The sequence below is a fragment of the Roseateles sp. genome, from assembly GCF_049240545.1.
Taxonomy (GTDB): Bacteria; Pseudomonadota; Gammaproteobacteria; order Burkholderiales; family Burkholderiaceae_C; genus Paucibacter_A.
This window is the reverse complement of sequence record NZ_JBMLSK010000374.1, coordinates 27,033-40,961: the sequence shown is the minus strand read 5'-3', so window position 1 is coordinate 40,961 and position 13,929 is coordinate 27,033. Positions and strand designations below refer to the sequence as shown.

The following is a 13,929-nucleotide window of genomic DNA, read 5'->3' as shown; positions in this document are numbered from 1 at the left end:
GCGTGGCGCTGAAGCACTGAAACCAAGCGAAGCCCGCAGATCCGGCTTTGCCGGTCTGTCGGGCTTGCCCCCTTGAGGGGGCGCGCGCAGCGCGTAGGGGGTGGGTCATCACTCCAGGCCGCGCAGTTTGGGATCCAGCGCATCGCGCAAGGCATCGGTGAACAGCGCGAACGCGGTCACGAAGATGGCCATCAAGCCCGTCACGGCGGCGAGCTGCCACCAGTAGCCCAGGATCAGCTCGCTTTGCGATTCGCTCAGCATCGTGCCCCAGGACACTTGGTCCACGCCCACGCCCAAGCCCAGATAAGACAAGATCACTTCGCTCTTGATGAAGCTCACCACATGCAGGCTCAGCTGCACCAGGGCCACATGCGAGACGTTCGGCAGGATGTGCTTGAACATGCGCGAGTACTTGGAAGCGCCAATCGCCTCGGCCGAACGCACGTATTCGCGCACCGAGTGCTTCATGAACTCCGCACGAATCAGGCGGTAGATGCCGGGCCAGCCGGCCAGGCCCAGAATCATCACCACCGACATCACGCCGCGGCCGAAGATCACCGCGAAGGCGAAGATCAGCAAGATGCTGGGGATGGCGGTGAAGACGTTGTAGAGCCACTCCAGGAAGTCGCCGATGCGGCCACCAAAGAAGCCCGACAGAGCGCCCAGCACGGTGCCGATGATGGTGGCCACGACAGCCGCCAACACGCCCACCAGGATGGAGACTTCCGCGCCCTTGATGGCCTTGTCCAGCACATCGCGGCCCAGGCGGTCACCGCCCAAAGGCAGCGTTTCGGCCTTGACCAGGGTTTCGGTCTTGTACTGCTTGGCGCGCTCTTCCCATTCCTGGTACTTCGGTGCCAAGGGGTCGATATCGCTCAGGTCCACATTCGGGCCCTTGGGCGTGACGATGGCGCCGGTGGCTTCGGCAGGCGCCGGGCCGAGCAAGGTCGGCGGCGCATTCGGCACGCCGACTTCTTTTTGCCAGTTCTTGGCGATCAGACCGGTGCTGGAGGCAATCACCATCAGCAGGAAGAAGCCGACGATGACCATGGAGACCATGCCCACCTTGTCGCTGCGCAGGCGGCGCCAAGACGCGGCCCAAACGCCTTCGGATTTCTGAGCCGCCTTCGGTGCGGCTGTGTTGTTCGACATGACCGCACTCATTTCAGCACCACCCGTGGATCGACCAGCTTGTAGAGCAGGTCGGTGATCAAGTTCACCACCATGGTCAGGAAGGCGATGTAGATCGCAAAGGCCTGAATGACGGGGTAATCGCTGCGGTTCACCGCCAGCAAGATCTCACGGCCCAGGCCGGGGATGGAGAAGAACACTTCCAGCAAGAAGCTGCCGACGAACACGCCGGGCAGGGCCACGGAGATGTTCGTCATGATGGGGATCATGGCGTTGCGCAAGACATGCTTGAGCAAAATCGTGCCTTCGGTCATGCCCTTGGCACGCGCGGTGCGCACATAGTCGTGGCCGATTTCATCGAGGAAGAAGGTGCGGTACAGACGCGTGTAGGGCGCAATCGCCACCGCCACGGCCACCATCACCGGCAGCGGTGCATAGGTGGTCAGGTTGGTCCAGACGCTGTCGGTCCAGCCCTGCACCGGGAACCAGCCCAGACGGAAGGCGAACACATACTGGCCCACGATCACATAGACCAGCAGCGAAATCGACACCGCCACCGTGCTGATGATCATCACGGCGCGGTCGGTCAGGCTGCCGCGCACCGAGGCCACGGCCAGGGCGAAAGGAATCGCGATCAGCACTTCCAGAATCAGAATCGGCAGCATCACCGTCAGCGTGGCCGGCAAGCGGCTGCTGAACAGGCTGGCGACCGACTCATTGGTGGCCCAGCTCTTGCCCCAGTCAAAGGTGATGATCTGCTTGATGAAGATCCACAGCTGCTCCAGCACCGGCTTGTTCAGGCCGAGCTGTTCACGGATCGCATCGATCTGCTCAGGGCTGGCGTTCAGGCCGCCGAGGATTTCGGCCGGGTCGCCGCCAAAGTACTTGAAAAGAAAGAACACCAGCAGCACGACACCGAGCAGAGTCGGAATCATTTGCCACAGGCGCCTGAGCAGGTAGGCCAACATCGCTGTCGTGTCTCCAGGGTTGCAGGTCGCAGTTCGACAAAAGTTAAACCCCGCAGGCTCGTGGCGAACGGGGTTTGCGCAAAGAAAACTGGCGCGAGTCTAGTCGAACTGCCGCCACTCGCTAACCGGCATTTGCCCTCAAGGCCCCCGCGCCTGCGGGATTGAGTCGGATAAAGCAGACCGCGGAACCCTTGTTTTCAGGCTTGGGCAAGCAATCTCACCTGACCTGATGCATCTTGTGCATAAGCCGGATCAAGCACGAAGCACTAGACTGCGCGGCTCTGCGTTCGCCCTTACCCAGGGTGAAAACCCGCTCCCATCGGCATTTTCGGGCCTTTGTGCGGGCCCAAGACCCGGTTCTCAGCGGTGTTGCTGTGACTCGAGCCAGCCTCAGCAGGGCTGATTAGATGAAAAAGAGATGAACCTCGAATGAAAAATTTCATAAAGCACGGCTCGGTAACTTCCTTGGCGCTGCTGCCTTTGATTTGCAGCCTGCTCGCGACCAGCGCCGGCTCGGCGCTCGCCCAAAGCACTCAAGCCGCCCAAGCCACGAACGCCTCGCCCAAGGTGCTGCGCTACGCCTTCCGCGTCGCAGAAACCGGCTTTGACCCGGCGCAAATTTCCGACGGTTACTCCAAGGCGGTGGCCGCCGGCATCTTCGACGCCCCGCTGGAATTTGAGTATCACACCCGCCCGGCCAAGCTGCGCCCCAACACCTTGGTGGCCATGCCCGAGGTGTCGGCCGACTTCAAGACCCTGACCTTCGAACTCAAGCCCGGCATTTACTTCGACAACCACGAAGTCTTCGGTGGCAAGAAGCGTGAGCTGGTCGCGGCCGATTACGTCTACTCGATCAAGCGCCATTACGACCCGGTCTGGAAGAGCCCGAACCTGTACCTGCTGGAGAACGTCAAGATCCTCGGCCTCTCGGAGCTGCGCAAGGAGTTGATGACGGCGAAGAAGCCCTTTGACTACGACCGCCCGGTCGAGGGTCTGCAGGTGCTGAGCCGCTACAAATTCCAGGTCAAGCTGGGCGTGGGCGACCCGCGCTTCATCAATCAGTTTGCCGACGCCGGCTTCCTGGGCGCGGTGGCCCGCGAGGTGGTGGACAAATACGGCACCAAGGTGATGGAGCACCCGGTCGGCACCAATGCTTGGCGCCTGGCCGAGTGGCGCCGCAGCTCGCAAATCGTGCTGGAGAAAAACCCCAACTTCCGCGAAGTGCGCTACGCCGAAACCGCGCCCAGCGACAACCCGGCCTTGGCCGCCCAAGTGGCCGCGCTGCAAGGCCGCCGCATGCCGATGTTGGACAAGGTCATCATCGCCATCATCGAGGAGTCGCAGCCGCGCTGGCTGTCCTTCGTCAACGGTGAAAAAGACGTGATCGAAGAGGTGCCGGCCGACTTCGCCGGCATCGCCATGCCCGGCAACAAGCTGGCCCCCAATCTGGCCAAGCGCGGCATCCAGATGACCCGCTACCCGCGCGCTGATTTGGTCTTCACCTATTTCAATATGGAAGACCCGGTGATCGGCGGCTACACGCCGGAGAAGATCGCGCTGCGCCGCGCCATCTCGCTGGGCACCGACATCGACAAGCAGATCCGCCTGGCCCGCCGCGGCCAAGCGGTGCCCTCGCAAGGCCCGATCGCCCCCGGCACCTTCGGTTTCGATGCCAACTTCAAGTCCGAGATGGGTGAGTTCAACCTCGCCAAGGCCAAGAGCCTGCTCGACCTGTATGGCTATGTGGACAAAGACGGCGACGGCTGGCGCGATCAACCCGACGGCTCGCCGCTGAAGCTGGAATACGCCACCCAGCCCGACAGCGCCAACCGGCAGCTCAATGAGCAATGGCAGCAGAGCATGAATGCGCTGAAGATCCGCATCAAGTTCAAGACCGCCAAATGGCCCGAGAACCTGAAGTCCGCCAACGCCGGCAAGCTGCAAATGTGGGGCGTCTCCTGGGTGGCCACGGCGCCCGATGGCGACACCTTCCTGGCCCTGGGCGACGGCGGCGCCAAGGGCAAGGCGAACAAGGCGCGCTTCGACCTGCCGGCCTTCAACGAGCTCTATGCCAAGCAGAAGTCGCTGCCGGATGGCCCCGAGCGCCAGGCGGTGATGACCGAAGCGACCAAGCTGTTGATCGCCTACATGCCTTACAAGACCGAGGTGCACCGCGTCTTCACCGATATGGCCCACCCCTGGGTGATTGGCTACAACCGCAATGTCTTTGTGCGCGACTTCTGGAAGTATGTGGACATCGACACCGAGGTCTTGAAGCGCCAAGGCCAATAAAACGCGGCCGCTGCGGCGCACCCCGTGACCCTGGGGTTCGACTGCATGGCCGAGGTGGCAGACAGGCACTAGACTTCGGCCTGTGTCGCTTTTGTCGAGCGGCGCAGCGAGAAGCTTCATCGCGCCGAGGCCAAAAGCCTGCCGGCGCGTTTGTTTGTCTGTCTGTCCACACACCAGGATGCAAGTGACCGTGCTGCGACTCCAGAACCCGGCCGCCCTGCTGCTGATAACTGCCGCGCTGGCGCTGACCAGCGCCGGCTCGCTGCATGCCCAGGAGGCGCCAGCGGCTAGCGCCGAAGCACCCAAGGTGCTGCGCTACGCCTTTCGCATCGCCGAAACCGGTTTCGACCCGGCGCAGATTTCCGATCTGTACTCGCGCAATATCGCCGGCGCCATCTTTGACGCACCGCTGCAGTTTGAATACCTGGCCCGGCCGGTGCGCCTGCGCCCGAGTACCGCCGAAAGCCTCCCGGACATCTCGCCGGACTTCAAGACGCTGACCTTTCGCATCAAGCCCGGCATCTATTTCAATGATGACCCGGCTTTTGAGGGCAAGAAGCGCGAGCTGACCGCTGCCGACTACCTCTACTCGATCAAGCGCCACTTTGACCCGCGCTGGAAGAGTCCGAATCTCTATTTGCTGGAAAACGCACGCATCCCAGGCATGGACGCCTTGCGCCGCGAGGCGCTGCAAGGCAAAACCCCGTTTGACTACCAGCGCGCCGTGCCCGGCCTGACGCTGATCGACCGCTACACCTTCGAGGTCCGCACCGAAACCGGCGACCCGCGCTTCATCAACCAGTTTGCCGACCCCTCCTTCTTGGGCGCGGTGGCGCAGGAGGTGGTGGAACGCTACGGCGACAAGATCATGGATCACCCGGTCGGCACCGGCGCCTGGGCCTTGACCGAATGGCGGCGCAGCTCGCGCATGGTGCTGACGCCCAACCCCAATTACCGCGAGGTGCGCTACGACGAGCAGCCGCCGGCCGACAGCCCCAGGCTGGTCGCGCAGGCCGCAAAGCTGCAAGGCCGCAAGCTGCCGATGATCGACCGGGTCGAGATCGCCATCATTGGTGAGAACCAGCCGCGCTGGCTGTCCTTTTTGCGCAATGAGGCCGACTTGGTCGACGAGGTGCCGAACGAGTACGCGCCGATCGCCATCCCGAACAACAAGCTGGCCCCCAACCTGAGCAAGCGGGGTCTGCAGATGGTGCGTTATGCGCGGGCCGATGTGGCGATCTCCTATTTCAATATGGAAGACCCGGTGGTCGGCGGCTACACGCCGGACAAGATCGCACTGCGCCGCGCCATCGCCTTGGCGATTGATTTGGACAAAGAGATCCGACTGCCGCGGCGCGGCCAGGCCATGGCCTCACAAGGGCCGATCAGCCCCGGGGTGTTCGGCTACGACCCGAGCCTGAAAACCACCATGAGCGAGCATGACCTGGGGCGTGCCAAAGCGCTGCTCGACCTGTATGGCTATGTGGACCGCGACGGCGATGGTTGGCGCGATCAGCCCGATGGCAGCCCGCTGACGATTGAATACAGCACCGAGCAAGACGGTGAAAAGCGCGCACTGGCCGAGCTCTGGCAAAAAGCGATGGACGCCATCCAGGTGCGCATCAAGTTCCGCCTCGCCAAATGGCCCGAGAACCTGAAGGCCTCCACCGCCGGCAGGCTGCAGATGTGGGGCGTGGGCTGGAGCGCCGCCTCGCCCGACGGCGACACCTTTTTGTCCCTGGGCTATGGGCCGAGCAAGGGGCAATCCAACAAGTCACGCTTCGACCTGCCGGCCTTCAACGCCTTGTACGATGCCCAGAAGAAGCTGCCCAACGGCCCGGAACGTTTGGCCTTGATGACCGAGGCGCAAAAGCTGCTGGTCGCCTATATGCCCATCAAGTTTCATGTGCACCGCGTCTACACCGACCTGGCCCAACCCTGGGTGATCGGCTATGACCGCAATGTGTTTGTGCGCGACTTCTGGAGCTATCTCGACATCGACACCGAGTCGCTGAACCAGTCCCGCAAGCCTTGAGTCCACCCGTTTGAGCCGCCGATTCCAGGACCCCTCTCTCATGACCTTCCGCTCATTCTCAGTCGCCCGCCGCAAGAGTCTTTGGCGCGCCCTTGTCAGCGGCGCGGCCTTGAGCTTGTTGGGGCCTGCGGCCTGGGCGGCGGCCTCGACAACGCCAGCACCGAGCAGCGCAAACGGCGCGCAAGCCGCCCCCAAGGTGCTGCGCTACGCCTTCCGCGTGGCCGAGACCGGCTTCGACCCGGCCAAGGTGCAAGACCTGTACTCGCGCATCATCACCCAGCACATTTTCGAAGGCCTCTACACCTACGACCACCTGGCCCGACCCGCCAAACTCAAACCACTGACGGCAGCAAGCCTGCCCGAGGTCAGCGCCGACTACAAGACCTGGACCATCCGCATCCAGCCCGGCATCTACTTCGCCGAGCACCCGGTCTTCAAGGGCAAAAAGCGTGAGCTGACGGCCGAGGACTATGTCTACAGCTTCAAGCGATTTGCCGACCCGCAGACCAACTCCCCCACCTGGGACGGGCTGGAAGAAAACCATCTGCTGGGCCTGAACGAATACCGCGCCGAAATCCAGAAGAGCAAAAAACCCTTCAACTACGACAAGCCGATTGAAGGCCTGCGCGCGCTGGACCGCTACACCCTGCAAATCAAGCTGGGCAAACCACGCCCACGCTTTGCCCAGGTCTTGGCCGACGGCAGCCTGCTGGGCGCCGTGGCCCGCGAGGTGATCGAGCTCCACCCGGAACAAAGCACCGACCACCCGGTTGGCACCGGCCCCTTCCAGCTGGCCAGTTGGCGGCGCAGTTCCCTGATCGTGCTGGAGCGCAACCCGGGCTACCGCGAGCGGGTTTACGACGCCGAACCGAATGCCGATGACGCCGAGGGTCAGGCCTATTTGACCCGCTTCAAGGGCCGCCGCATCCCGATGGTGGACCGCGTCGAGATCGCCATCATCGAAGAAAACCAGCCACGCTGGTTGTCCTTCCTGGACGGCCAGTTCGACCTGCTGGAGCGCACGCCCGAGGACTTCATCAACCAAGCCATGCCGGGCGGCAAGCTGGCGCCCAACCTGGCCAAGCGCGGCATTCAAAGCTACCGGGTGGTGACCTCGGACGTGCTGTTCACCGTCTTCAATATGGAAGACCCGGTGGTGGGCGGCTACAGCCCGGAGCGGATCGCCCTGCGCCGTGCGATGTCGCTGGCCACCCACTCGGAGCGCGAGATTCAGCTGGTGCGGCGCGGTCAGGCGATCAGCGCGCAGTCCATCATGCTGCCGCACACCACCGGCTACGACCCGCAGTTCAAGAGCGAGAGCGGCGACTACGACCCGGCCCGCGCCAAGGCCTTGCTCGATCTGTACGGCTATCTCGACCGCGACGGCGACGGCTGGCGCGAGCAGCCCGACGGCAGCCCCTTGGTGCTGGAGAGCCTGACCACGCCCGAGCAGTTCCAGCGCCAGATCGACCAGATCTGGCAGAAAAGCATGGCCGCCATCGGCGTCAAGGTGCAGTTCAAGACCGGCAAATGGCCCGAGAACCTGAAGCAGATGCGCGCCGGCAAGTTCCAGATCTGGTCACTGGCCAGCTCGGCCGCCTCGCCCGATGGCCAAGACGCGCTGGGCTTTTTCTACAGCGAGCGCATCGGCGGCCAGAACTATGCGCGCATCAAGCTGAAAGCCCTGGACGATCTCTACGATCAGGCCAATGCCCTGCCCGATGGCCCCGAGCGCCTGGCCCTGTTCACCGAACTCAAGCGCCTGGGCGCCGCCTACGCGCCGTATCGGCCGCGCGGCCACCGCATCATCACCGACCTGACACAGCCCCACCTGATCGGCTACCGGCGGCCCCAGTTTTGGCTTAGTTTTTGGGAGTATGTCGACATCGACACCCGCCCCCCTGCGAACCCGTAATCAAGAGCATTCATGAAGAGAATCACCCCCGTCCTGGCCAGCCTGCTGAGCGGCTGGCTTTTGTTGAGTACGCCCGCCCAGGCCGCGCCAAACGCCACATCAAACGCCGCGAACACCACCGCCACTGCGGCACCCAAGGTGCTGCGTTACGCCTTCCCGATTGCCGAGACCGGCTTCGACCCCTCGCAGCTCAGCGACATCTATTCGCGCACCGTCACCGCCGGGATTTTTGAGGCCTTGTACCGCTATGACCATCTGGCCCGGCCGGTGCAGATCAAACCCCTGGTGGCGGCGGGCATGCCCGAGACCTCGGACGACTTCCGCACCTTCACCATCAAAATCCAGCCCGGCATTTACTTCGCCGATGACGCGGTCTTCAAGGGCAAGAAGCGTGAGTTGACCGCACATGACTTCGTCTACAGCTTCAAGCGCTATGCCGACCCGGCACTGAAGAGCCCCGGCTGGAGCAGCTTCGAAGAGGCCGATCTGGTGGGCCTGGCGGCCCTGCGCAAGCAGGCGCTGGACAGCAAGAAGCCCTTCGATTACGACAAAGAGGTTGAAGGCCTGCGCGCCTTGGACCGCTACACGCTTCAGCTCAAGACCACCAAGGCCCGGCCTCGCCTGATCGAATCCATCATGGTCGGCAGCGACCTGTACGGTGCGTTGGCGCGTGAGGTAGTCGAGCATTACGGCGACAAGATCGCCGAGCACCCGGTCGGCACCGGCCCCTTCCGCTTGGCCGAATGGCGGCGCAGTTCGCGCATCGTGCTAGAGAAGAACCCCGACTACCGCGAACGTGTTTACGATGCCGAGGCCACGACCGATGATGCCGAGGGCCAGGCCATCCAAGCCCGCTTCCAGGGCCGCCGCATCCCGATGCTGGACCGCATCGAAGTCGCCATCATCGAAGAGGTGCAGCCACGCTGGTTGTCCTTCTTGAATGCCGAAAAAGACCTGCTGGAACGCGTGCCCGCCGAGTTCATCAGCCAGGCCATGCCCAATGGCAAGGTGGCGCCCAATCTGGCCAAGCGCGGTGTGCAGGGCTTTCGGGTGATCGGCCCGGACAACACCCTGAGCACCTTCAATATGGACGACCCGGTGGTCGGTGGCTACACGCCGGACAAGATCGCACTGCGCCGCGCCATCAGCCTGGCCATCGATGTGCAACGCGAGATCCGCCTGGCGCGGCGCGGCCAAGCGGTGCAGGCGCAGTCGCCCATGGTGCCGCACACCACCGGCTACTCGGCCGACTACAAGTCCGAAACTGGTGACTACGATCCGGCCCGCGCCATGGCCTTGCTCGACCTCTACGGCTATGTCGATGCCGACGGCGACGGCTGGCGCGATCTGCCCGATGGCAAGCCGCTGGTGGTGATCCGCAATACCCAGCCCGATAACGCCTCGCGCCAGCTCGATGAGTTGTGGCAGAAGAACCTCAAGGCCGTTGGCATCAAGGCGCAGTTCAAGACCGCGAAATGGCCCGAGAACCTGAAGAGCGCGCGCGGCGGCAAGTTCATGATCTGGGGCGTGGGCTCCTCGGCCTCGCAGCCCGATGGCGTCAGCGCCCTGCAGCGTTTGTACGGCCCGGCCACCGGCGGGCAAAACCTGTCCCGCTTCAAGCTGCCGGAATACGACGCGATTTACGACCGCCTGCAGGCCCTGCCCGATGGGCCGGAACGCGAAGCCCTGTTCCTGCAAGCCAAGCGCATCGCCACCACCTATATGCCTTACAAGCAGCATGTGCACCGCATCCTGACCGATATGGCCCACCCCTGGGTGGCGGGCTACCGCCGTCCGCTGTTCTGGCAAGACTGGTGGCAGTACGTTGACATTGACGAGAGCAAGAAGCCGAAGTGAGTTTGATGAAGTTGTCCCGTTTTTCCAGTCTGCTGGCCCGCAGCGTCACCGCCCTGGGCCTCGGCCTGTGCCTGGCTGTGCCCGCCCTTGCCTCCAAGGCCGAAGCCCCCGCCAGCCCCAAGGTGCTGCGCTACGCTTTCCAGGTCGCTGAAACCGGCTTCGACCCGGTGCAACTCAGCGACACCTACTCGCGCATCATCACCTCGCATATCTTTGAGGCGCTGTACAGCTACGACTATCTGGCCCGGCCAATCAAGGTCAGGCCGCTGACGGCCGCCGGCATGCCCGAGGTCTCGGCCGACTTCAAAACCTGGACCATTCGCATCCAGCCCGGCATCTACTTCACCGATGACCCGGCCTTCAAGGGCAAGCGGCGCGAACTGGTGGCCGAGGACTATGTCTACAGCTACAAGCGCTTTGCCGACCCCGCCAGCAAGAGCCCCAGCTGGACCACGGTGGGCGACTTTGGCCTGATCGGCTTGAACGAGTTGCGTGAGCAAGCGCTCAAAACCAAGAAACCCTTCAACTACGAGCAGCCCATCGAAGGCCTGCGCGCGCTGGACCGTTACACCCTGCAGTTCAAGCTGAAGGAAAGCCGGCCGCGCTTCCTCTACGGCCTGGCGCAAAGCGATCTGTTCGGCGCGGTGGCCCGCGAGGTAATGGAGGCCTACGCAGACCGCAGCATGGAACATCCGGTCGGCACCGGCCCCTTTGTGCTGAAGGACTGGCGCCGTAGCTCGCGCATCGTGCTGGAGAAAAACCCCGCTTACCGTGAGCGTTATTACGAGGCCGAGCCGGCCGCCGACGACGCCGAAGGCCAGGCCCTGCTGACCCGCTTCAAGGGGCGGCGCATCCCGATGATCGACCGGGTCGAGATCGCCATCATCGAAGAGTCGCAGCCGCGCTGGCTGAGCTTTGTCGGCGGCGAACATGATTTGCTCGACCGCGTGCCGCCCGAGTTCGTCAACGTCGCCCTGCCCAAGGGCAAGCTGGCGCCGAATCTGGCCCAACGCGGCCTGCAGTTGTTTCGCGTGATGGGCGCGGAGAGCGCTTTCACCTTCTTCAATTTGGAAGACCCGACCCTGGGCGGCTACAACGAGGAGCGGGTGGCGCTGCGCCGCGCCCTGTCGCTGGCCTTGAACATCGAGCGCGAGATCAACGGCGTGCGGCGCGGGCAAGCGGTGCCGGCGCAGTCGATGGTTCCACCGCACACCTCGGGCTATGACGCGGCCTACAAGAGCACGAACAGCGACTTCGACATCCCGCGCGCCAAGGCCTTGCTGGACCTGTACGGCTATGTGGACAAAGACGGCGACGGCTGGCGCGATATGCCCGACGGCTCACCACTGGTGATCGAGGTGGCCACCCAGCCGGACGCGCTCTCGCGCCAGTACGACGAGCTTTGGCAGCGCAATTTCGGCGCGATCAATATCCGCACCAAGTTCTTCCACGGCAAATGGCCGGAGCAGCTCAAACAGGCACGTGCCGGCAAGCTGATGCTGTGGATGCTGGCCGAAAGCGCCACCTCGCCCGACGGGCTGAACTCGATGCTGCGCCTCTACGGCCCCGCCATCGGCTCGCGCAATTACGCCCGCTTCAAGTCCGCCGAGTTCGACAAAATTTACGAGCAATTGCAGGTAATGCCAGATGGCCCCGAGCGCGAGGCGCTGTTCCTGCAGGCCAAGCGCATCCAGGCCGCTTTTGTGCCCGAGAAAACCCATGTGCACCGCATCATCAATGACATGAGCCAGGCCTGGGTGATCGGCTACCGCCGGCCGCTGTTCAGCAATGACTTCTGGCATTTCATTGATATCGACAACAGTCTGAAGCCAAGCCGATGAGTTCAAGACGCCGCTTTCTTCGCCAGGGTGCGGCGCTCGCCGGTAGCACTTGCTTGACGGTGCCGAGTTTGGCGAGGGCTAACGCGTCATCTAGACGCAAGGTCTTGCGCACCGCCTTCAACTCGGCCGAGGTCGGCTTTGATTTGCCGCAGGTCTCGGACCGGACCTCGGTAGAGGTCGCCTCCAACATCTTTGAGTCGCCGCTGACCTTTGACTATCTGGCGCGGCCAGCGGTGCTGAAACCGCTGACGGCGGCGCGGCTGCCCGAGGTCTCGGCCGACTTCAAACACTTTGTCTTCACCATCAAGCCCGGCATTTACTTTGCGGACGACCCCGCCTTCAAGGGCAAGAAGCGCGAGCTGGTGGCCGAGGACTATGTCTACAGCATCAAGCGCTATTACGACCCGCGCATCAAGACCGAGCACCTTTACCAGTTCGAGTCGGCCCAGCTGCTGGGCCTGTCGGAGCTGCGCAATCAAGCGCTGAAGAACAAGACCGCGTTTGACTACGACAAGCCGGTGGCCGGCCTTCGGGCGCTGGACCGCTACCGCTTCGAGGTGCGTCTGGCCGAGCCTGACCCGCGCTTTGTCAATGTGTTTGCCAGCAGCAACTTCACCGCCGCCGTGGCGCGCGAGGTGATTGAGGCTTATGGTGAGGACATCATGGCGCATCCGGTCGGCACCGGACCTTTCAGGCTGAAGAGCTGGCGGCGCAGCTCGCAGATCGTGCTGGAGCGCAACCCTAATTTCCGCGAGCAAGTGTTCGAGTCGGAGGGGCCGCCCGCCGGTGATGCCGACGCCGCCCGCGCCGCCAAGGAATTGGCCGGCAAGCGCTTGCCTCTGCTTGACGAGGTGCGCATCAGCATCATCAATGAGTCCCAACCGCGTTGGCTGGCCTTTGCCGGCGGCGAGCTGGACTTGGTCGAGATGCCGGTCGAAGTGGCTCGCCTCGCCCTGCCGAATGGCCAGCTGGCCCCGAATCTGCAGAAACGCGGAGTGCGCGCGTTGGCCTCGCATGGCACCGACATTTCCTTCAGCTACTTCAATCTGGAAGACCCCCAGATTGGCGGCTACACGCCCGAGAAAATCGCGCTGCGTCGCGCCGTGGTGCTGGCCTATGACAACGCCGATGAAACCCGGCTGGTGCTGCAGGGTCAGGCCTTGTCGGCACAAAGCATGTTGCCCCCGCAGATCTACGGCCACTCACCGGAACTGCGCAGCGAAGCCGGCGCCAGCGACCCGGCGCGTGCCCAGGCGCTGCTGGACCTGTACGGCTACGACAAGCGCGATGCCGAGGGCTACCGCCTCAACCCCGACGGCAGCCCGCTGACGCTGCGCCGCGCCGGCCGCGAAACCGCCCGCGACCGCCAGCTGCACGAGCTGTGGAAAAAGAAGATGGACGCGGTGGGCCTGCGCATGCAGTTCGAGACCGCCACTTTCGGCGAGCTGATCAAAAAGGCCTTGGCTGGCCAGTTGATGATCTGGGGCTACACCTGGAGCATGGGATCGCCCGATGGCGACTTTGTCCTGAGCATGGGCTATGGGCCGAACGCAGGTCAGTTGAATGACGCTCGCTTCAAGCTGGCCGAATTTGACCGGCTCTACGAACGCCAGCGGGTGCTGCCCGACGGCCCCGAGCGCCTGGCCCTGATGCACAAGGCCAACCATCTGATGCTGGCCTATATGCCCTATCACCCGCACAACTACCCGCTGCGGGTGGACATGCTGCAAAAAGAGGTGCGTGGCTTTGTGCGCCACCCTTTCAACCGGGATCGTTGGCGCTTTGTGGACATCGGATAGTTCGCGCGGTAGCAGTCCGGTGGCGCGTTTTGCTCCGTGTCATTCCGGCGTGACCTAGGGTCACGGCCTCCCTTCTTTACCTGCGCAAAAC

Annotated in this window: 8 protein-coding genes; 6 read left to right on the top strand and 2 right to left on the bottom strand. The window is 63.4% G+C overall.

Annotated features, from left to right (window positions below; translation table 11 throughout):
• Positions 1-108: 108 nt before the first annotated feature.
• Together ACOVRJ_RS22710 and ACOVRJ_RS22705 are read right to left on the bottom strand one after the other, a co-directional pair.
• A complete protein-coding gene (locus ACOVRJ_RS22710; protein ID WP_422046095.1) occupies positions 109-1,152 on the bottom strand; it encodes an ABC transporter permease in 1,044 nt (347 codons plus the stop codon).
• 8 nt (positions 1,153-1,160) lie between these two features.
• Positions 1,161-2,099, bottom strand: a complete 939-nt coding sequence (locus ACOVRJ_RS22705) for an ABC transporter permease (protein ID WP_422046094.1) — start codon at positions 2,097-2,099, stop codon at positions 1,161-1,163.
• Positions 2,100-2,528: 429 nt separating this feature from the next.
• Between ACOVRJ_RS22705 and ACOVRJ_RS22700 the strand changes: the two genes are divergently transcribed.
• The 6 genes from ACOVRJ_RS22700 to ACOVRJ_RS22675 all read left to right on the top strand — a co-directional run bounded on the left by ACOVRJ_RS22700 (position 2,529) and on the right by ACOVRJ_RS22675 (position 13,838).
• Positions 2,529-4,391, top strand: a complete 1,863-nt coding sequence (locus tag ACOVRJ_RS22700; RefSeq protein WP_422046093.1) for an ABC transporter substrate-binding protein — start codon at positions 2,529-2,531, stop codon at positions 4,389-4,391.
• Between the two features lie 190 nt (positions 4,392-4,581).
• A complete protein-coding gene (locus tag ACOVRJ_RS22695; protein ID WP_422046092.1) occupies positions 4,582-6,426 on the top strand; it encodes an ABC transporter substrate-binding protein in 1,845 nt (614 codons plus the stop codon).
• Between the two features lie 40 nt (positions 6,427-6,466).
• Positions 6,467-8,341 carry an ABC transporter substrate-binding protein gene (locus ACOVRJ_RS22690; protein WP_422046091.1) on the top strand — a complete coding sequence of 625 codons (1,875 nt, stop codon included), beginning with the start codon at positions 6,467-6,469 and terminating at the stop codon, positions 8,339-8,341.
• A 12-nt stretch (positions 8,342-8,353) separates the two neighbouring features.
• Positions 8,354-10,198, top strand: a complete 1,845-nt coding sequence (locus ACOVRJ_RS22685; protein ID WP_422046090.1) for an ABC transporter substrate-binding protein — start codon at positions 8,354-8,356, stop codon at positions 10,196-10,198.
• A 5-nt stretch (positions 10,199-10,203) separates the two neighbouring features.
• On the top strand, positions 10,204-12,039 hold the full coding sequence (locus tag ACOVRJ_RS22680; protein WP_422046089.1) for an ABC transporter substrate-binding protein: 1,836 nt from the start codon (positions 10,204-10,206) through the stop codon (positions 12,037-12,039).
• Positions 12,036-13,838, top strand: a complete 1,803-nt coding sequence (locus ACOVRJ_RS22675) for an ABC transporter substrate-binding protein (protein ID WP_422046088.1) — start codon at positions 12,036-12,038, stop codon at positions 13,836-13,838. Before ACOVRJ_RS22680 ends, ACOVRJ_RS22675 begins: the two co-directional genes overlap by 4 nt.
• The last annotated feature ends 91 nt before the right edge of the window (positions 13,839-13,929 follow it).